The following is an 18,910-nucleotide window of genomic DNA, read 5'->3' as shown; positions in this document are numbered from 1 at the left end:
GGCCGACCCCGGAGGGGATCAGCGGTTGACGCGCAGGCTGGGCACCGGGTGCGGGCCCTCGGTCTCGTGGCGGTACTCACGCCCGGACTTGTCGCGGTTCTCGGCGATGACCAGCTCACCGGGCGACTGGGAGACGTCGCCGCCGTGGATGGCCTGCTGCAGCTGCTCGAAGCGCTCGTGCGCCTCCTGCACGTAGCCGGTGCCGATGGTGGTGTAGTCGATCTGCGTGGCCAGCAGCTCACGCACGTAGGCCTTGTTCGGCTCGAAGGTCACCGGCGCCGGCAGCGCGGAGGCCACCACCTGCTCCGGGTCACGTCCGTCGTGCCGCTTGAACAGCTCGGCGGCCAGGCGCAGGTGCTCCAGCTCCATGTTCAGGTGGAGCTCCCAGATCGCCTTGACCTTCGGGTCGGACTCGGTCTGCATGAACGAGTGGTACAGGTAGCACTCGTTGTACTCGTGGTTGAGGAGCATCTCCCACCAGGTCTCACCCGGGTCGACCAGCGACTCGTAGTGGGTGACGTGCTCCTCCTCGATCAGGCCGATCTCCTGGTACAGCTGGCGGGCGATCGGCTCCATGTAGGTGGGGCCGACGTTCATGTAGAAGTTCATGGTCTGCTGCTCGGCGGCCATGATGGTCAGCGCGTGCAGCTTGGAGATCGGGTCGGTGGTGTTCTTGTCGTACGGCTCGCGCACGTTGTCGATCGGATGGCGGTGGTGCAGGTAGGTGGGCCGGCCGGGCATGACCTCGGTGAGGTCGTCGACGAGCTTCTCCGCCTTGCGGTGCTCGATCATCTCGAACAGGTTGGCGTAACGGTACAGGTGGTCGAAGTCCTCCAGCACGCCGAACTGGTAGGCCTGCTTGAGGTAGGGGTCGGGCTCCATGCGCGCGACCCAGGCGGTCAGGTCCACGGCGACCTGCTCGTAGGCGATGGTCGTCTCCAGCACCGAGGCCAGGCCGGGCAGCAGCCAGTTGACCACCTTCTGCTGCTGGGCCTCGATGTAGCGGACCTCGGCGAGCTGCTGCTTGACGGCCGGGTCGGGGCAGTGGCGGGCGAACTGGTGGCTGAACATGATCGACTCGACCTCGATGCCGTTGAGGGCGATGATCCGGCACCGGGTGTACGGATCGGCGTGGTCGGGATCGATCGGGGCGACGTTCAGCTCGCGCCAGTTGCGCAGTTGGCGGTCCAGAGGGATGCCGCGTTCCTGCAGCGGATTGAAGGTCATGCCTGCGCTCCTCGTCGATCGGTCTGGCATGTGCCGCTGCCCTACCCCTGTGCCATGGGCTGAACCTGCCACGACTGTCCTTCTTTTGTCTGGCCTGATGCGTCATGTGCTCGACCGGGGGAACTGTCCGCCTGATGCGTCATGTGCCCGATCAAGGGAACGGAACCGTTCCCGATGCCAGCACAGTGAAGGAGAGACCATGAGCGTTCCCGGGACCAGGCCACTGGCCGTTGTGACCGGCGCGTCCAGCGGAATCGGTTACGAGCTCGCCGGGCAGTTCGCCCGGAACGGGTTCGATCTCGTCATCGCTGCGGAGGACGAGGACATCGTCCAGGCCGCCCGTTCCCTGGAGGATCTCGGCGCGACGGTCTCCAGCGTGCGCGTCGACCTCGCCCACTATGACGGCGTCGAGGAGTTCTACACCCGTGTCACCGCGTCCGGCCGCCCGGTGGACGCGGTCGCGATCAACGCGGGCATCGGAGTCAGCGGTGACTTCGCCCGCGACACCGATCTGAACGCCGAGCTGAAGCTCCTCAAGCTGAACGTGGTCTCCGCGGTCCACCTGGCCAAGCGGGTGCTGCCCGGCATGGTCGAGCGCGGTCAGGGCCGGGTGCTGTTCACCTCCTCCATCGCCGGCACGATGCCGGGGCCGTTCCACGCGGTGTACGCCGCGTCCAAGGCGTTCCTGTACTCCTTCTCGGAGGCGATCCGGGAGGAGCTCAAGGACACCGGTGTCACGGTCACCGCCCTGCTGCCCGGCCCCACCGACACCGACTTCTTCCGCCGCGCGGACATGGAGGATACCAAGGTGGGCTCGGGCAAGAAGGACGACCCGGCGGAGGTGGCGCGCCAGGGGTTCGAGGCGCTGATGAAGGGCGACGACCACGTGGTGGCCGGGTCGAAGAAGAACGTGCTGCAGAGCGTGGCCGGCAAGCTCATGCCCGAGCCCGCCCAGGCCCGGATGGCCCGCCCGATGGCCGAGCCCGGCGGCGGCGACCCGGACGAGGAGCCGGAGAAGGAGTGAGCGCGGGCCGGAGGGATGAGGGCGACCCGGAGCAACGGGCGCGGATGGAAGGAACAGGCGCGGATCGGGGGAACGAGGGCGGATCCCGCTCCCGTCACCGGGCCGCCGGGCCGAGCTCCGACAGGAGCGCGGTGAGGGCCGGTCCCAGGGGGGCGTCGAGGACCTGGAGGGCATGGGCGTCGCCCCGGGTCGGGCCCTGGTTGATGATGGCGATGGGGATGGCGCGTTCGGCGGCGTGCCGGACGAACCGGTAGCCCGACATCACCGTCAGCGAGGATCCGAGGACGAGCAGCATGCCGGCGCGCTCGGTGAGCGCGTAGCACGCCTGGACCCGGGAGCGCGGTACGTTCTCACCGAAGAAGATCACGTCGGGCTTGAGCAGGCCGCCGCAGCCGAGGCAGTCCACGACGGTGAAGGAGCCGACCAGGTCGTCGGCGAGGACGGCGTCGCCGTCCGGGTTGACCGTGTCGGCCTCGGCGTGCCAGCCGGGGTTGGCGACGCGCAGGCGCTGGTCGAGCAGGGCGCGGGAGGTGCGCTCGCCGCAGCCGAGGCAGCGCACGCGGTCGAGGCCGCCGTGCAGCTCGATCACCTCCCGGGTGCCGGAGGCCTGGTGCAGACCGTCGACGTTCTGGGTGATGACCCCGGCGATCAGCCCGCGCTCCTGGAGCCCGGTGACCGCGCGGTGACCGGCGTTGGGAACGGACCGGGCGATGTGCCGCCACCCCAGGTGGCTGCGGGCCCAGTAACGGCGGCGGGCCGCGGGGCTGCCGACGAACGTCTGGTAGGTCATCGGCTCGGCCCGCCGCCTGCGGCCGGTCTCCCCGCGGTAGTCCGGTATGCCGGACTCGGTGGAGATGCCGGCCCCGCTCAGGACCACCACCTCGCCGTCCGCGACGAGATCGGCCAGCGCCCGCAACGGCGGGCCGTCGAGCACGCCCGGGTGGCCGGGCGATGCGCCGGCCGCGCCACCGGAACCCTCGTTCAGCACGTGAGCCACCTGTCCATGGTGCCCGACGTCCGCACCTGCTCCGGCCCGAACGGGGGGCGCGCCGCGCCGGGGACGCCGGGGACGCCGGGGACGCCGGGGAGGATGGTATGTTCGGCGGACATACCGATCGGTCGGTATGTCCGCCGGTCCATGGCGTACTCCGCCGGTCCACGGGGTGGGGGCGCTCTCGGAGTGAGGAGCCCGATGCACGGCACCCCGACGCTGTTCATCGCCAACCGGGGAGAGGTGGCCGTGCGCGTCGCGCGGGCCGCCGCGGACCTGGGCTGGCGCTCGGTCGCGGTCCACTCCGAGGACGACGCGCGCTCGCCGCACGTGCTGCACGCCGACGAGGCGCGGCCGCTGCCCGGCCTGGGCGCCGCGGCGTACCTGGACATGGAGAAGGTGCTGGGCGCGGCCGTCGAGGCCGGGGCGACGCATCTGCACCCCGGGTACGGCTTCCTGAGTGAGAGCGCCGAGTTCGCCCGGCGCTGCGGCGAGGCGGGCGTCGTCTTCGTCGGGCCCGCACCCGCGACGCTGGAGGTCTTCGGCGACAAGGCCGCCGCCCGCGCCCTGGCCGATCGGGCGGGGGTGCCCGTCGTCCCGGGCACCCGGGAGGCCACCACACTGGAGCAGGCCCGGGCGTTCATGGACACGCTCGCCGGCCGCGCCGTGGTGGTCAAGGCGCTCGCCGGCGGAGGCGGGCGCGGCATCCGGATCGTCCGGGACCGGGCCGCTCTCGCGGCGGCCTACGCCGAGGCCGGAGCCGAGGCCCGGACCGCATCCGGCGCGGACGGCCTGTACGCGGAGGCGCTCGTCGAGGACGCCCGCCACATCGAGGTCCAGATCGTCGGCGACGGCCACCGGGTCGCCCACCTGTGGGAACGCGACTGCACCGTCCAGCGCCGCCACCAGAAACTCGTGGAGTTCGCCCCCGCCCCGGCCCTGGATCCCGCCCTGCGGACGCGGCTGATCGAGGCGGCGCTCCGGCTGGCCGGTGAGGTCCGGTACGAAGGGCTGGGAACCGTCGAGTTCCTCGTCGGACCCGGCGGTGAGTTCTTCTTCATCGAGGTCAACCCGCGCCTGCAGGTCGAGCACACCGTCACCGAGGAGCTGAGCGGGGTCGATCTCGTGGCCGCCCAGCTCCGGCTCGCGGCGGGCGCAGGGCTGGGCGACCTGGGACTGGAGGGGCAGCTCGATCCCTCCCTCCCGCCCCCGGCGGCCTCCGCCGTCCAACTGCGCGTGACCATGGAGAGCCTGTCGGCCGACGGACGGGTGAGCGTCTCGGGCGGCGCACTGCGCGCCTTCGAGCCGCCCGGCGGTCCCGGCCTGCGGGTGGACACCTTCGTCCGCGCCGGGTTCGCTCCCGGGCTGGGATTCGACCCCCTGCTCGCCAAGCTGGTCGTCTCCCGCTCCGGATCCGACCTTCCGGCCCTGCTGCGCCGGGCGGCACGGGCGCTGGCCGAGTTCCGCGTCGAAGGGGTGACGACCAACATCGCGCTGCTGCGCGCCGTACTCGACCGGCCGGAGATCCATCACGCGCGGATGACGACGGCCTGGCTGGAGACGCGCCTGCCCGAACTGCTCGCCGCCGCGGAGGCGCTGCCGCGAGGACGTTTCCTGCCGGATCCCGCGGAGGACCTCGCCACGGACACCGCCGGGGGACCGGCGGACCCCTCCGATGTCCCCGACGCCGCCGCGCCGCCGGGAACCGTGGCGGTCGTCGCGCCCACGTCCGGCGTCGTGATCGCCGTCGAGGCCGGACCGGGCACGGCCGTACGCGCCGGTCAGCCGCTGGCGGTCCTGGAGGCCATGAAGATGCGCTTCCCGGTGGAGGCCCCGGTGAGCGGGCGGGTCCGCGAGCTCGCGGTCCGGGCCGGCGACACGGTCGCCGACGGCCGCCCGGTGCTGTTCCTGGAGCCGTACGGCGAGCAGGAGAGCGCGCAGGACACGGCCGCTCCCCTCTCCCAGGACCTGGACCACATCCGTCCCGCCCTGCGCGAGGTGCGGGAACGCTGGGAGCTGACACGCGACTCCGCGCGGCCGGAGGCGGTGGCCAGACGCCGCGCGCTCGGCCACCGCACCGCCCGTGAGAACGTGGCCGCCCTGCTGGATCCGGACAGCCTCAACGAGTACGGCGCCTTCGCCGTCGCCGCCCAGCGCCGCCGCCGGGACGAGGAGGACCTGCTCCGGCGGAGCCCGGCGGACGGCCTGATCACCGGGGTCGGCACGGTCAACGCCGACCTGTTCGGCCCCGGCGCGGCCTGCGCCGTGGCCGCCTACGACTACACCGTTCTCGCAGGCACGCAGGGATACAACAACCATCGCAAGCTGGACCGCCTCGTCGAGCTCGCCGGGCGGTGGAAGTGGCCGCTGGTGCTGTTCGCCGAGGGCGGCGGGGGACGGCCCGGAGACACCGACGCCCCCTGGGTCTCGGCCCTCGACACCACCTCGTTCGTGCGCTTCGCGGAGCTGAGCGGCCGTGTGCCGCTCGTCGGCGTCGTCAACGGCCGCTGCTTCGCCGGGAACGCGGCGCTGCTGGGCTGCTGCGACGTCGTCATCGCCACCCGCGACAGCACGATCGGCATGGGCGGCCCCGCCATGATCGAGGGCGGCGGCCTGGGCACCTACGCTCCCGAGGAGATCGGCCCGGTGAGCGTGCAGGCGGCCAACGGCGTCTGTGACATCGTGGTCGGGGACGAGGAGGAGGCGGTCGCGACCGCCCGGCGGTACCTGGCCTACTTCCAGGGCGACCTCGCCGACTGGTCCTGCGCCGACCAGCGCGGGCTGCGGTTCCTGCTGCCCGAGGACCGCAAGCGCGTCTACGACGTCCGCCGGGTGCTGGACGCGCTCGCCGACACCGGTTCGGTGCTCGAACTGCGCAGGGACTTCGCCCCCGGCATGATCACCGTCCTGGCGCGTTTCGAGGGCCGTGCTTTCGGGGTGCTGGCCAACGACCCCGCCGTGCTCGGCGGGGCGATCACCGCGGCGGGCGCCGACAAGGGAGCCCGCTTCCTCAACCTGTGCGAGGCACACCGGCTGCCGGTGCTCTCCCTGGTCGACACGCCCGGATTCATGGTCGGGCCCGCCTCCGAGCGGGAGGCGGCCGTCCGGCACGTGTGCCGGCTGTTCCTGCGGGCGGCGAAGCTGACCGTCCCGCTGTTCAGCGTGACGCTGCGCAAGGGGTACGGCCTGGGCGCCCAGGCCATGACGGGCGGCGCGTTCCACTCCCCGGCGCTGAACGTGGCCTGGCCCACCGGCGAGTTCGGCGGCATGGGCCTGGAGGGCGCCGTCCGGCTGGCGATGCGGCGCGAGCTGGAGGCCATCGCCGACCCCGACGAGCGGGAGAAGGCGTTCCAGGGCATGGTCGCCCTCTCCTACGAGCAGGGCCGGGCCGTCAACGTCGCGGCGCACCTGGAGATCGACGCGGTGATCGACCCCGCGGAGACACGGGCGTGGCTGACCCGCGCCCTGCGCGCCTCACCGGTGCCGCCCGGCACGCCCGAGGGCCTGTTCGTCGACTCGTGGTGACGGCGCGGTCGGCCGGTACGGCGCGGGTCGCGCCGATACGGCGCGTACCGGACCTAAGGCCCGGCGCCGGCACGGTGAGACGCCGCACACAGGTCACCGGCGCCACCGCACGGTGGCGCCGGTGACGTCTGTACGCTCGAGGCATGTTGATCGAGCATCGAGGCAAGAGACCGGTGGTTCCCGAGTCGGCATATGTCGCACCCTCGGCGGTTCTCTGCGGCGGGGTCGTCCTGGGTGAGCGGGCGCGTATCCTGCACGGTGCCGTGCTCACCGCCGAGGACGGCGAGGTGCGTACCGGCGCGGACGTGGTGGTGATGGAGAACGCGCTGGTCCGCGGCCGGGCGAAGCATCCGGCGGTGTTGGGCGACGCGGTGCTGATCGGCCCGCACGCACACGTCAACGGGGCGGCCGTCGAGGACGAGGTCTTCGTGGCCACGGGTGCGTCGCTGTTCCCCGGATCCGTTGCGGGGACGCGCTCGGAGTTGCGGATCAACAGCGTGCTGCACGTCAACTCGCGGCTGGAGCCGGACAGCGTCGTGCCGATCGGCTGGATCGCGGCCGGGGACCCGGCCGAGCTGTTCTCCCCCGACCGGCACGACGAACTGTGGGACAAGCAGCGCGGCCTGGACTTCCCCGGAACCGTCTACGGCGTGCCGCGCGGTACGCCGATGAGCGTCGTCATGGCCCGCCAGACCGCGTTCTACGGGGCTCACCTGGACGACCGGGTCCTCGACGGCTGACGGGGGGTTCGGCTCCGGTCAGGAGTCTGGATGTTCTCAGTCCGAGCCAGATCAGTACGGCCACCACGGCCACCAGGAGGTACTCGATCGCGGGGATGCGGACGATCTCGTGGGCCGAGCCGAGGCCGCGGGCGCCGTACACCACCAGGACGGCCCCCGCGTAGGCGGCGGCGAGCAGCCATCGCACGGCCGCCGACAGTCCGAGGCCGTGCATCTGCGTGACGAGGAAGACGCCGAGGAAGCCGAACAGGAACATCGGCCAGGCGCCGCCGGGGCCGCTGGTCATGACGGCCACGAGGGTGCCGTGCACCGCCACCATGATCTCCAGGGTGAAGGTCCATCTGCGGTCGGTGTGCGCCCGGGTCAGGAAGAGACTGCCCTGCAGCAGGAGCAGGAACATGTAGAAGAAGCCGATCAGATGCCCGCTGGTGGCCTCCATCGGGTGGTACCAGAAGGTGTAGACGGCGGCCCAGCTGAACAGGTAGCCGTGGTACTTGCGGGCGAACCCGGTGACCTCGGCGCCGATGGGCGCGGGCCGGCCGAGGAACAGGCCGCGGCGGCGGTTCTCCATCAGCAGGACCACGACCAGCAGCAGGACCACCGAGCCCTGAGAGCTGAAGATCGAGACGTCCTGGGCGAGACCGTCGTAGAACAGGTGGGTCTGCAGGGTGTGCAGGAGCACGAAGGCGAAGTTCACCGCGAGGGCGACGACGTTGACGGTGTGCAGGCCCGAGGTGTAGCGGCGGACCCGTGTCTGGGCGTAGTAGATCAGTCCCCAGATCGCCGCCTGGTGGGCGGCGTAACCGAGCCAGGCCGAGGCCCGGCTCCAGGCGGTCGGCTCGGGCAGCTTCCAGTAGTACCAGGCCGCGCCCTGGTCGGGCAGGAGCCGGATGCCGTGCAGGCGCTGGCCGAGCAGCCACACCATCCCGGTCAGCACGGCGCTGGCCGCGATGCCGATGACCAGAGCGCGATGCGCCCCTCGCTCGCCCGAATCATTCAGCATGCTGACTATTATGTGGTTAATCAGCGAGCTGAACAATGACGGGAGGGACCCGGACGGTTCTGGGACAATGGGCCGGTGGCAGAAGGCGATGAACAGCATGTCGCGCGATACCCGGATGACGTGCGCGCCGACATCCGTTCCTGGCCCACCGGCCGTCTGCTGTCGGTGGCCGCCCGCGTGGTGGAGGGGCGCTTCCACGCCTTCCTGTCGGCCCGGGGCCTCACCCACGCGGGCCTCATCGCCCTGCACCATGTTGCGCAGGGGTGCCTGCCCCAGCGGGAGCTCGCCACGTTGTGCCGGGTCACCGACCAGACGATGAGCCGGACGGTCGAGCACCTGCGGCGGTCCGGCTACGTGGTCAAGGAGACGGACTCGCGCGACCGGCGCCGGACCCTCATCGAGATCACCGCCGCCGGACGCGAGGTGCTGGACGAGGCGCGCAGGCAGGAGCGCGACTCCGACACCCTGTTCGGCGCGCTGGACGACTACGCCGCCTTCCGCGAGCAGTTGATCGCCCTGATCGCCGCGATCTGAGCGGTCCGGCGGGCCCTGCGCCGTGTGTGCCTGGCCGAGCCGGGGCTGGCGTACGGCGTCGCGCCCTCGGCCGAGGCGGCGAGCGTTCCAGGAGCGGGCCATTGAATCCGGCCGCAGCGGAAGGCCGGGCCGGGACGTCACGCGCCGTCCGCGGCGCGGGACGCCGGCAGCCGTGAGGTGTCGTAGAAACCCACGTGCCGCCCGTCGCGGAACTCCACCCCGGTGAAACCGCCGGTGGGCTGGGTGAAGTCGTAGAAACGCAGCACGGTGCCGTCCGGGTCGGGCACGTCGAGCAGGGCGCCGCCGGGCGTCTCCTGGACGCCGGAGTGCGCGATCCGGAGCCGGTCGCAGTGCTCGGCCAGCCGGTGGAGGGCGGCGCGCGACTGCGGAGTGAAGGCGACCACGTCGAAGCCGCGCAGATCCGGCTCGCTCGCGCACACCGACCGGTGGCGGAGCGAGAGGTTGAAGCGGTCGTGCGGATCCATCAGCCCGGCGCCGCGCACGACCCCGTCCTCGACGATCTCCACCCACAGCCGCAGGCCGAGCAGCCGGCGGTACCACTCCACGCTGGCGGCCAGGTCGGTGACGGGTATCTTGACCTGGGCGATCCGCGTGATCTGTGAGATCAGGTCCATGTCCGGCCCGCCCTCCCCGTGTCGAGGGGCCCGGCCGCCGGAGTCGTTCTTCGGTTTCATCATCAGCCTCCTGAATACGAGGCTAGGAAGCCGTGGGCAGACGGACCATGTGTGATCGTCCGGAAAACCATAGAATCCGTCTCACCATGGACTTGCTGGACACGGTCATGCGCGAGCTGCGCTTCGAGAGCGCCGCCTACCGGTGGCTGGAGCTGGGAACCCCGTTCCAGGTCGGGTTCGACCAGCCGGGGCTGCGCGGGGTGCACATCGTCGCCCGTGGCGAGTGCGAGCTGGCGCTCGAACCCCGAGGGGAAGACAGCGGGAGCGGGAGCGGCGACGGGGACGCCGAGCCGGTGCGGCTCGCCACCGGAGACCTGGTGATCCTGCCGCGCGGGGACTCCCACGTCCTGCGCTCCCCGGACGGGGGGCGGCGGGCGGCCAGGGTGTCCGGCTTCGAGCTGGCGATGCGCACCCCGGGCAACCGCCTGCACATCGGCGGAGCCGACACCGTCGTGGTCTGCGGCGCGTTCCTCATCGGGGAACCGGACCATCCCGTCCTGTACGGCCTCCCGCGGGTGATCCACGTACCCGGTCACGCCGCCGCCTGGCTGGCGCCGTTCGTCGAGGTGCTGCGGGCCGAGGCCTTCGCCGGCGGGCGGGGGAGCGAGCTGGTGATGGCCCGGCTGTCGGACGCGATGCTCGTCCGCGCCCTGCGGCATCACAGCGACACCGTCGACCGGCCGGGATGGCTGGCCGGGCTCGCCGACCCGTGCCTGACCAGGGCCCTGGACGCCATGCACGGCGACCTGGCCCATCCGTGGACCGTGGCCGCGCTGGCCCGTACCGCGGGCCTGTCCCGGGCCGCCTTCTCGGCCCGCTTCACCGCGCAGGTGGGCCGGCCCGTCATGCGTTACCTGCTGGCCGTCCGCATGCAACGGGCCCGGACCCTGCTGCGCGACCGGCGCGCCACCGTGGCCGCGGTCGCGGCCCAGGTCGGATACCAGTCCGACCTGGCCTTCGCCGCCGCCTTCAAGCGGGAGACCGGCACCTCTCCCGGTGCCTACCGCACGGCTGCGACGAGACGGGAGGACACGACCGTGTACCCGGGGCCGGGTTGACCTCTCCCGGGAACGGGCCGGTCAGATCAGCGCCGTCGTGTAGCAGACCGCCGTCCCCTCCAGGACCAGGGTGCCGTCCTGGCGTGTCACGGTGGTACGCAGCTTGGTGATCGGCTTGTCCGTCCGCACCTCGATGACCTGGACCGCGCCGGTGATCTCGTCTCCGGGCCGTACCGGCGCGAGGAAGTTCCAGTTCACGTTCAGGAACACGGTGCCGGGCCCGGGCAGCCGCTCGGCCACGACGGCGTTGAGGATCGCGCTGGTCACCCCGCCCTGGACGATGATCCCGCCGAAGCGCGAGTCCGCGGCGGCCTGCTCGTCGTAGTGCAGCGGGTTGCGGTCGCCGCTGATCCGGGTGAACAGCTCGATGTCGGCGGCCTCCACCGTGCGCGAGAGCTCGGCGCGGTCACCTGGTCTCGGGGCGCCTTTCGGCCATGTCGTGCTCATGGGTGTGCACCGTCGTCCTTCCGGTCGTCTGTGAGTGAACCGAGGTCATGTACCGCTGGAGCAGGACCATGGCGACCGCGCCCGCGAGCGGCCCGATCCCGAGCACCGCCACCGCGACACGCCAGCCGGCCGCCTCGGCCAGCAGCGGTGTCGCCTGGATGGTGACGACGGTCAGCAGGAACCCGGCCGCCGTCTGCGTGGTCAGGGCGGTGCCGACGTAGCGGCGGTCGGCGACCTCGCTCGTGCAGGCGGAGAACAGGCCCGAGTCCGCGATGACGGACGCGCCCCAGACGATCAGCACCGCGAACACCAGCAGGGGGTGCCCGCCGAAGACGACCGCGGCCAGCAGGCAGCAGGTGCCGCTGACCGTCATCGCCAGCGCCGCCAGCCGGGCCCGGCCGACGCGGTCGCCGAGCCACCCGGCCAGCAGGCACCCGGCGAGGCCGGCCACCCCGATCGCCACGAACGCGGTCACCCCGGGCGGCAGCGCTCCGGCGGTCCGGCCGGGGTGGGCCGCCTGGCTCGCGGTGATGTACGCGGGCAGCCAGGTCCACACGGCGTACAACTCCCACATGTGCCCCAGGTAGCCGAGATTGGCCAGGAGGGGACCGCGTTCCCGGAACAGGGTGACCATGTACCGGGGGGCGAACGGCGCCGCGGCGGCGGAGTGCGGGCCGGGCCGTACCGACCAGGCGGCGAGCAGAGCGCCCGCGGCGGCCAGCGCGCACGACACGTACAGCACCGTCCGCCAGGGCAGCGCGGCGAAGCCGTTGATGAGCTGCGGAAGCGAACTGCCCAGCGTCAGGGCGCCGACCAGCAGCCCGAGGGCGAAGCCGCGTCCCCGCTCGAACCACGACGCCATCAGCTTCAGGCCGGGCGGGTAGACGCCGGCCAGGGCGACGCCGGTGGCGAAGCGCAGCGGCACCGCCGTCCCCAGACCGTCGGCGAAGGCCGCGACGCTCGCGGTCGTCGCCGAGGCGGCCAGCGCGCACACCGCGACGAGCCGGTGCGCGGGGATGACGTCGGGCAGGTTCAGCACCGCGGCGAGTACCGCGCCGGTCACGAAACCGAGCTGCACCGAGACCGTGAGCCACGTGGCCGCGCCCTGCGTGATGCCCCACTCGCCGCGCAGGGCGGGGACGACCGCCGAGGCGGAGAACCAGGTGGCCATCACCAGGACCTGGACGGCGGCGATCAGCGCGAGCTGGGCGCGGGCGGAACCCCTCGCCCGTCCCACGCCGAATCGACGGCGGCCTGGATCGCGTCTTCGCCCGGTGGACATTGAAATGATCAGTCTCTTCTCGTGTCGGACCCCGGGTGGGATCGTAAGCCCGCGGCGGGTGAAACGCGGATAGCCGCTCCCGGTCGCCGTCGCGTCGCCGGGCGGCGAACTGCTCTGCCACCTTGCGTGGACGGGGGTCCAGTCCGCGCATTCGCCGCCGGGCCCGCGCCTTGGGAGCAGCGATCGGCAGGCCGGCTCGTCTAGGCTGTTCCCCCGGATGTTCGGGGGTACGGATTTGCCACAGATGCAGGCGCCCCACCTGGCCCGGGGGATAACCCTCGCCGTTCTGGGCGCGTTCGCGAGCGTGTACCTGCTGGCCGGGGTGCCGATCGCGATCGTCGTGTTCGCGCTGCAGCTCGTTCATGTCCTGCCGGTGCTCAGACGGTTCCGGGGGCCGATGCTGTTCGCCGTACAGGCCGGAGCCGGGTTCTGGGGCGTTCTCGCCTCCGGCGCGTCCGTCGGCATGCTCGGCTTCCTGGCCGGGTCACTGCTGCTGACGCCGCTGTGGCCGCTTGCTCCGGCGGTCGCCGCGGCGGCGGCGGTGATCGGCTCCGTCCGGTACGGCGAGGCGTCGGCCACGGCCGACGCCACGATCACGATGATCCTGATCGCGCTGGTGGTCTACGGCCTGACCCGGCTCACCGAGCGGGTCGACCAGCTGTACTCGGCCAGGCTCGCCCTCGCCGCGGCCGCCGTCGCCGAGGAGCGGCTGCGCATCGCCGCCGAACTGAGCGACGGTCTCGGGCGGGGCCTCGTCATGATCGCCGAAGGCGGCAGGCGCGCCCTGGCCGAGCCGGAACACACGGCCGAGATCCTCGGACAGGTCGCGGGGACGGCACGGCGCGCCCTGGCCGAGGCGCGGACCGCCGCCTCCGGGTACCGCGCCATGTCTCTGGCGCCCGAGATCACCACCGCCCGCGCGATGCTGGCGGCCGCGGGCGTGACCGCGCACGTGCGCGTCGGCCACGCCGAACCGCTGGGGCCCGCGGGCGCGCTGCTCGCGGCCGTGCTCCGGGAGGCGGTGACCGAGGTCGTACGGCGCGGCACGGCGACGACGTGCGAGATCGAGACCGACACGTCCGAGGGCGGAGTCCGGCTCCGCGTCTCCAACGACGGAGTCAGGACCGCGGAGGACGAGAGCCTGAGCGACCTTCCCGGCCGGGTCGCCGAGGCGGGCGGATCGCTCGCGACGGGTCTGTCCCCCACCGGACGTTTCACCGTCTCCGTCATGCTTCCCTGCGCCGGATCCGCTCCGTCGCTCCCGCCGGACGACCGGCACGCCTCGGTTCTCTCCCTCACCCTGCTGGCCGTCGTCCTGGCCGGGTTCAGCGCCAAGGCGCTGCTCCGGCTCCCGGCGGGCTCGCTGCTCCCGGCGGCCGCCTGCCTCGGGTTGATCCTCCTCCTGCAGCTCCGCTTGGTGTCCGGCCGCCACCTGCGGTCACTGGCGGCCATGGCCCTGCTCACCTATCTCCCGATCCCCGCCTTCGGCGAGGTCTGGCTGGGCGTCGCCGGTTTCCTCTCCGGTCCGCTCCTGCTGGCCTTCCCCGCGGTGCTCGCCTGGCCGCTCGTCGCCTCCGTGACGGCGAGCGCCGCGGTCATCGGCGTCGTCCTCGGGCTGGAGCCCGCCGTGACGGTGAACTACACCGTGAGCACGCTGGTGACCGGCCTGGTCGTCCACGGGCTCCTCCGTCTGGCCCTGCTGGCGGAGGAGGTCCAGGCGGTCAAGGAGGAGCTGGCCCGATCGGCGGTGGTCGAGGAGCGCCTGCGCGCCGCCCGGGACCTGCACGACCTGCTCGGCCACAGCATGGCGGCGATCCTCCTCAGGTGCGAGCTGGCCAGGAGGCTCGACCCCGTCCGGGCCCGCGCCGAGATCGAGGACGTGCTCGGGATGGTGGAGAAGGCCGAGGCCGACATGCGCTCCGTCTCCGGGGAACGGCACGAGATGTCGCTGGCCGCCGAGGCGGAGTCGGCGCGGTCGCTCCTGGGCGCCGCGGGCATCGATGTCACGGTCGAGCTGGGCCACGGCCGGGTCGCCGCTGAGGTCGAGACCGTGCTGAGCACGGTGCTGCGTGAGGCGGTGACCAATGTGCTCCGGCACAGTGCCGCACGCCGCTGCACGATCGCGACGGACTGCGAGCAGGGCGAGGTACGGCTCCGCGTGCGCAACGACGGCGTGCGCCCGGACGCGGTCCCCGCCGCGGTCCCCGCCCCGGACCGGACCGCGGGGCGCCGCGGCTCGGCGGGAGTCGGCAATCTGACCACGCGGCTGGCCGCCCTCGGCGGCAGTCTCACCACCACCCGCGACGGCGAGCGGTTCGAGATCGAGGCCCGTGTCCCCACCGCGTCCCTCGCCATGTCCGTACCCGCAGGCTGAGGCTCCCCGCGCCTCGGACGGCACGGCGCCCCGGTCCCTCCTCGGCGGACCCGTCCCCGTCTCCCCGTCCCGGCTGTGTGGGCACGGCGCGGTCAGATCCAGCCGGCCTCTCTCGCGATGCGCACGGCGTCGACCCGGTTGCGGGCGTTGAGCTTGGCGACGATCGCGGTGATGTAGTTGCGCACGGTCCCCGCGCTCAGGAAGAGGCGCCCGGCGATCTCGGCGGCGTCGGTCCCTTCGGCCACCAGCCGGAGCACGTCGGCCTCGCGGGGGGTGAGCGGGTTGTCGGCCAGGTCCCAGGCCGTCACCGCCAGCGAGGGGTCGAGCACCCGCTCGCCGTCGGCCACCGCGCGGATAGCGGCCACCAGTTCCTCCGGCGGTGCGGTCTTGAGCAGGAACCCGTCCACCCGCGCGCCGAGCGCCCGGCGGAGATGGCCGGGCTTGCCGTACGCGGTGAGGATGAGCGTCCGGCAGGCGGGCAGGCGCAGGCGGAGCTCTCCCGCGGCGGCGAGGCCGTCGAGCGCGCCGGGCATGTCGATGTCGAGCACCGCGACGTCGGGCCGGTGCAGGAGCGCGGCGGGCACCACGGCGTCACCCGACTCGACAGCGGCGACGACCTCCAGGTCCTCCTCCAGGCCCAGCAGCGCCGCCAGGGCGCCCCGGACGACGTACTGGTCCTCGGCCAACAGCACACGGATCACGGGACATGTCTACCAGTGTCCGGATCATGACGATGTCACGGTCCGCCGGTGATCACATCTCTGGCCTGGCGGACCGCAGGCCAGCAGGCTGGCAGGCATGACGGACGTGGTGCGTTTGGACGCGGTGAGCAAGGTGTACGGCGCGGGCCAGGGTGCGGTGGCGGCCCTGCGCGAGGTGACGGTGGGCATCCCGCAGGGGAGCTTCACCGCGGTGATGGGACCGTCGGGGTCGGGGAAGAGCACGTTTCTGCACTGCGCGGCCGGGCTGGACTCACCGTCCTCGGGCTCGGTACGGCTGGGCGGCACCGAGCTGACCGGGATGGACGAGACGCGGCTGACGAAGCTGCGCAGGCGGCGGATCGGATTCGTGTTCCAGGCGTTCAACCTGGTGCCGTCGCTGACCGTGGCCGAGAACATCACGTTGCCGCTCCGGCTCTCGGGCAACCGGGTGGATCGGGCCTGGCTCCGAGAGATCGTCTCGCGGGTCGGCCTGGACGGGCGGACCGGGCACCGGCCCGCCCAGCTCTCCGGCGGGCAGCAGCAGCGGGTGGCCATCGCCCGGGCGCTGGCGATCCGGCCCGAGGTGGTCTTCGGTGACGAGCCCACCGGCGCGCTCGACACGATGACCGCCCGTGACGTGCTGAGGCTGCTCCGCGAGGTGGTGGACGGCATGGGCCAGACCGTGGTGATGGTCACCCACGATCCGGTGGCAGCCTCCTACGCCGACACCGTCCTGTTCCTGGCCGACGGCCGGATCGTGGACGCGATGACCGCGCCGACCTCCGACCGGGTGGCCGAGCGGATGACCAGGCTGGGAGCGTGGGTGTAATGATCTTCTTCGCGTTGCGGACGATCCGGCACCGCAAGGCCGGCTTCGCGGGCGCCTTCCTCGCCCTGATGTGCGCGGCGGCCCTGGTCTGCGCCTGCGGGATGCTGCTGGAGACCGGGCTGCGCGGCGGCGTCGCCCCCGAGCGCTACGCGGGTGCCCCGGTGCTCGTCGCGGGCGACCGGTACGTCCGCGAGACGATCCGGAAGTCGGAGGGCAAGACCAAGGCGAAGGCCAAGGCCCTGTCGGAGCGCCGGTGGATCCCCGCCTCCCTCGCCGGGGAGCTGGGCCGGCTCCCGGGGGTCGGGCGGGTGGTCACCGAGGTGACGTTCCCCGTCCTGGTCGCGGGCCGGTCCTTCTGGGGGCACGGCTGGGAGTCGGCTCCGCTCACTCCGTTCACCCTGCGCGCCGGACGCGCGCCCAGGGACGGGAACGAACTGGTGGCGGACGCGCGGGCGGGGCTGGACGTGGGCGCCGAGGTGACCGTGGAGTCACCGGCGGGCTCACGGGTCTACCGGGTGACGGGCGTCACCGCCGAGGCCCTGCCCAGCCAGGACACGCTGTTCTTCGCCGCCTCCGAGGCCCGCCGCCTGGCCGGTCGCCCCGGTCTGGTCAGCGCGATCGGCGTCTTTCCCCGATCCGGCGCACCTCGGATCGACCTGCCCCCGGTGCCCGGCGGTGCGGTCGTCCACACCGGCGACGAGCGCGGCGCGGCCGAGTTCCTCGATGCGGAGCAGGCGCGGCTGAAGCTGGTCAGCATGGGCGGCGCCCTCGGCGGCACCGCGCTGCTGGTCGCGATCCTCGTCGTGGTCGGCACGTTCGCGCTCTCCGTCCAGCAGCGCCACCGGGAGATCGCCCTGCTGAGGGCGGTCGCGGCGACACCACGGCAGGTGCGTCGGCTGCTCGGCGGCGAGGCGCTCGTGCTCGGCGTCGTCGCCGGAACCCTGGGCTCCGCTCTGGGGATCGGCCTGGGCTTCTGGTTGCGCTCCCGGTTCGTCGCGCTGGGTGTGATGCCGGAGAACCTGCGGCTCGTGGTGAGCCCGTTCCCGGTACTCGCCGCGCTCGCGGCGACCGTCCTGGCCGCCTGGACCGCCGCGCGCGTCTCCGCCCGCCGTACCGCCCGCATCCGCCCGGTCGAGGCCCTCGGTGAGGCGGCGCTGCCGACCGCGCGCCTGCCCCGGAGACGGATGCTCGCCGGGCTGTTGTGCGCCGCGGGCGGTACCGTGCTGACATTGGTGCTGTCGGGGTTGTCCACCGAGGCGGCGTCCGGCCCGGTGACGATGTTGACCGCACTGGTGTGGACGGTCGCGGCCGCCCTGCTCGGTCCGGTGATCGCCCGGGTGGCCGTCGCGCTGCTCGGAGCGGTGCTGCGCGCCTCCCGGGTGAGCGGGTACCTCGCCGCCGCGAACCTGCGGGCCGGGTCGCACCGGCTGGCCCTGGTGATCACTCCGCTCAGCCTGATGGTCGCGATGACGTGCACGATCCTGTTCGTGCAGACCACGATGGGGTACGCCGCGCAGGAGGAGGCGGCGGCCGGTGACCGCGCCGACTACGTGCTCGGCACGCGGGTTTCCTCCGCCGCGGCCGAGGCCGTACGCGGGGTGCCGGGCGTGGAGGCGGTCACCGAGGTGCTGCACACCTCGGTCCGGGTCGGCCTGGAGAAGTACGGCGCGCAGGCCGTCACGCCCGCGGGGCTCTCGCTGACACTCGACCCCGGGGTGGTCGCCGGGTCGCTGCACGGGCTCGGCCCGCAGACGGTCGCCGTCAGCCGCACCGCCGCATCCCGCCTCGGTGTGTCGGTCGGCTCGCCGCTCCGGCTCACCCTCGGCGACGGCACTGCCGTGACGCTCCGCGTCGTCGCCCTCTACGAGCGGGGCCTCGGGTACGGTGAGCTCCTCCTGGCGCACGGGCTGGTGCGTCCGCACGTGGACGACCCGTTCTCCACCGCCCTGGTCTCGGCGCCGTCGCTCTCCCGCGCGGCCCTGGAGCGGGCCGCGCCCGGCGTCGCGGTGCTCGACAGGGTCCGGGCCGTCGCGGTGGGAACGCCGAACGCCGAGGTCAACTACGTGACGATGGGCCTGATCATCGCGTTCACCGCGATCGCCGCGGTCAACACGCTGGCGATGTCCGCCTCGGACCGCTCCCGCGAGTTCGCCCTGCTCCGTCTCGTCGGCACCACGCCCCGGCAGGTGCTGCGGATGGCCCGTCTGGAGACGTTGACCGCGGTGCTGGTCTCGGTGGCCGTGGGCACAGTGATCTCGCTGGTCACGCTCACGGCCTTCAGCCTGGGCATGACCGGTTCGGCACGGCCGCACGTGCCGCCGCCGGCCTACCTGGCCTTGGTCGCCTCGGTGGCCGTCCTGACCCTGGCCGCCACCGCCCTTCCCGTGCGGTTCGTCCTCCGTGCCCGCCCCGCCGAGGCGATCTCCTGATCTGCGCGGCGGGCGTTCCGGAGTGACGATCGCCCGCGCGACAATTGCTCG

The 18,910-nt window shown here is 72.8% G+C and carries 15 protein-coding genes; 8 read left to right on the top strand and 7 right to left on the bottom strand.

All coding sequences use genetic code 11. The features are described 5' to 3' along the window. Positions 1-18: 18 nt before the first annotated feature. Complete coding sequence (locus tag IEZ08_RS16135; RefSeq protein WP_068923283.1) at positions 19-1,227, bottom strand: hypothetical protein; 1,209 nt, start codon at positions 1,225-1,227, stop codon at positions 19-21. Positions 1,228-1,426: 199 nt separating this feature from the next. Between IEZ08_RS16135 and IEZ08_RS16130 the strand changes: the two genes are divergently transcribed. Continuing rightward, a complete protein-coding gene (locus IEZ08_RS16130) occupies positions 1,427-2,251 on the top strand; it encodes an SDR family NAD(P)-dependent oxidoreductase (protein WP_068923284.1) in 825 nt (274 codons plus the stop codon). Positions 2,252-2,345: 94 nt separating this feature from the next. Here IEZ08_RS16130 and IEZ08_RS16125 read toward each other — a convergent pair whose 3' ends face one another. Beyond that, positions 2,346-3,239 (bottom strand): NAD-dependent protein deacetylase, encoded by an 894-nt coding sequence (locus tag IEZ08_RS16125; RefSeq protein ID WP_373294356.1) that lies wholly within the window; start codon positions 3,237-3,239, stop codon positions 2,346-2,348. A gap of 204 nt (positions 3,240-3,443) precedes the next feature. Between IEZ08_RS16125 and IEZ08_RS16120 the strand changes: the two genes are divergently transcribed. Continuing rightward, positions 3,444-6,767: an acetyl-CoA carboxylase family protein gene (locus IEZ08_RS16120; RefSeq protein ID WP_068923285.1), complete on the top strand. Its 3,324-nt coding sequence runs from the start codon at positions 3,444-3,446 to the stop codon at positions 6,765-6,767. A gap of 143 nt (positions 6,768-6,910) precedes the next feature. Next, complete coding sequence (locus IEZ08_RS16115; protein ID WP_068923286.1) at positions 6,911-7,507, top strand: gamma carbonic anhydrase family protein; 597 nt, start codon at positions 6,911-6,913, stop codon at positions 7,505-7,507. Here IEZ08_RS16115 and IEZ08_RS16110 read toward each other — a convergent pair. After that, positions 7,446-8,510: a hypothetical protein gene (locus IEZ08_RS16110; RefSeq protein WP_229803157.1), complete on the bottom strand. Its 1,065-nt coding sequence runs from the start codon at positions 8,508-8,510 to the stop codon at positions 7,446-7,448. The two genes, IEZ08_RS16115 and IEZ08_RS16110, sit on opposite strands and share 62 nt — an antisense overlap. Positions 8,511-8,585: 75 nt before the next feature. On the opposite strand from IEZ08_RS16110, the gene IEZ08_RS16105 reads away from it, so the two are divergent. After that, the gene (locus IEZ08_RS16105; protein WP_203863408.1) at positions 8,586-9,044 is read left to right on the top strand and encodes a MarR family winged helix-turn-helix transcriptional regulator; all 459 of its coding nucleotides are present in this window, start codon (positions 8,586-8,588) and stop codon (positions 9,042-9,044) included. Positions 9,045-9,181: 137 nt separating this feature from the next. Here the strand turns inward: IEZ08_RS16105 and IEZ08_RS16100 are convergent, their stop codons facing one another. Beyond that, positions 9,182-9,742: a VOC family protein gene (locus IEZ08_RS16100; RefSeq protein WP_203863407.1), complete on the bottom strand. Its 561-nt coding sequence runs from the start codon at positions 9,740-9,742 to the stop codon at positions 9,182-9,184. A gap of 83 nt (positions 9,743-9,825) precedes the next feature. Between IEZ08_RS16100 and IEZ08_RS16095 the strand changes: the two genes are divergently transcribed. Further along, positions 9,826-10,797: an AraC family transcriptional regulator gene (locus IEZ08_RS16095; RefSeq protein WP_203863406.1), complete on the top strand. Its 972-nt coding sequence runs from the start codon at positions 9,826-9,828 to the stop codon at positions 10,795-10,797. 21 nt (positions 10,798-10,818) lie between these two features. On the opposite strand, the gene IEZ08_RS16090 is transcribed toward IEZ08_RS16095, so the two are convergent. Together IEZ08_RS16090 and IEZ08_RS16085 are read right to left on the bottom strand one after the other, a co-directional pair. Then, positions 10,819-11,244: a MaoC family dehydratase gene (locus IEZ08_RS16090; protein WP_068923289.1), complete on the bottom strand. Its 426-nt coding sequence runs from the start codon at positions 11,242-11,244 to the stop codon at positions 10,819-10,821. Continuing rightward, positions 11,204-12,481: an MFS transporter gene (locus IEZ08_RS16085; protein WP_203863405.1), complete on the bottom strand. Its 1,278-nt coding sequence runs from the start codon at positions 12,479-12,481 to the stop codon at positions 11,204-11,206. Before IEZ08_RS16085 ends, IEZ08_RS16090 begins: the two co-directional genes overlap by 41 nt. A 289-nt stretch (positions 12,482-12,770) precedes the next feature. Here IEZ08_RS16085 and IEZ08_RS16080 point away from each other — a divergent pair, with 289 nt between their 5' ends. After that, positions 12,771-14,900, top strand: coding sequence for a sensor histidine kinase (locus IEZ08_RS16080; protein ID WP_203863404.1), 2,130 nt, complete (start codon positions 12,771-12,773; stop codon positions 14,898-14,900). Positions 14,901-14,992: 92 nt separating this feature from the next. On the opposite strand, the gene IEZ08_RS16075 is transcribed toward IEZ08_RS16080, so the two are convergent. Then, positions 14,993-15,601, bottom strand: coding sequence for a response regulator transcription factor (locus IEZ08_RS16075; protein ID WP_068923291.1), 609 nt, complete (start codon positions 15,599-15,601; stop codon positions 14,993-14,995). A gap of 97 nt (positions 15,602-15,698) precedes the next feature. Between IEZ08_RS16075 and IEZ08_RS16070 the strand changes: the two genes are divergently transcribed. Next, the gene (locus tag IEZ08_RS16070) at positions 15,699-16,430 is read left to right on the top strand and encodes an ABC transporter ATP-binding protein (protein WP_068923292.1); all 732 of its coding nucleotides are present in this window, start codon (positions 15,699-15,701) and stop codon (positions 16,428-16,430) included. Beyond that, entirely contained in the window at positions 16,430-18,859 is a 2,430-nt protein-coding gene (locus IEZ08_RS16065; protein ID WP_084780050.1) for an FtsX-like permease family protein, read from the top strand. Before IEZ08_RS16070 ends, IEZ08_RS16065 begins: the two co-directional genes overlap by 1 nt. Positions 18,860-18,910 lie beyond the last annotated feature (51 nt).

The organism is Planobispora rosea (assembly GCF_014648175.1).
Lineage (GTDB): Bacteria > Actinomycetota > Actinomycetes > Streptosporangiales > Streptosporangiaceae > Planobispora > Planobispora rosea.
The sequence above is the reverse complement of the archived record's forward strand: the minus strand, read 5'-3'. Positions and strand labels throughout refer to the sequence as shown.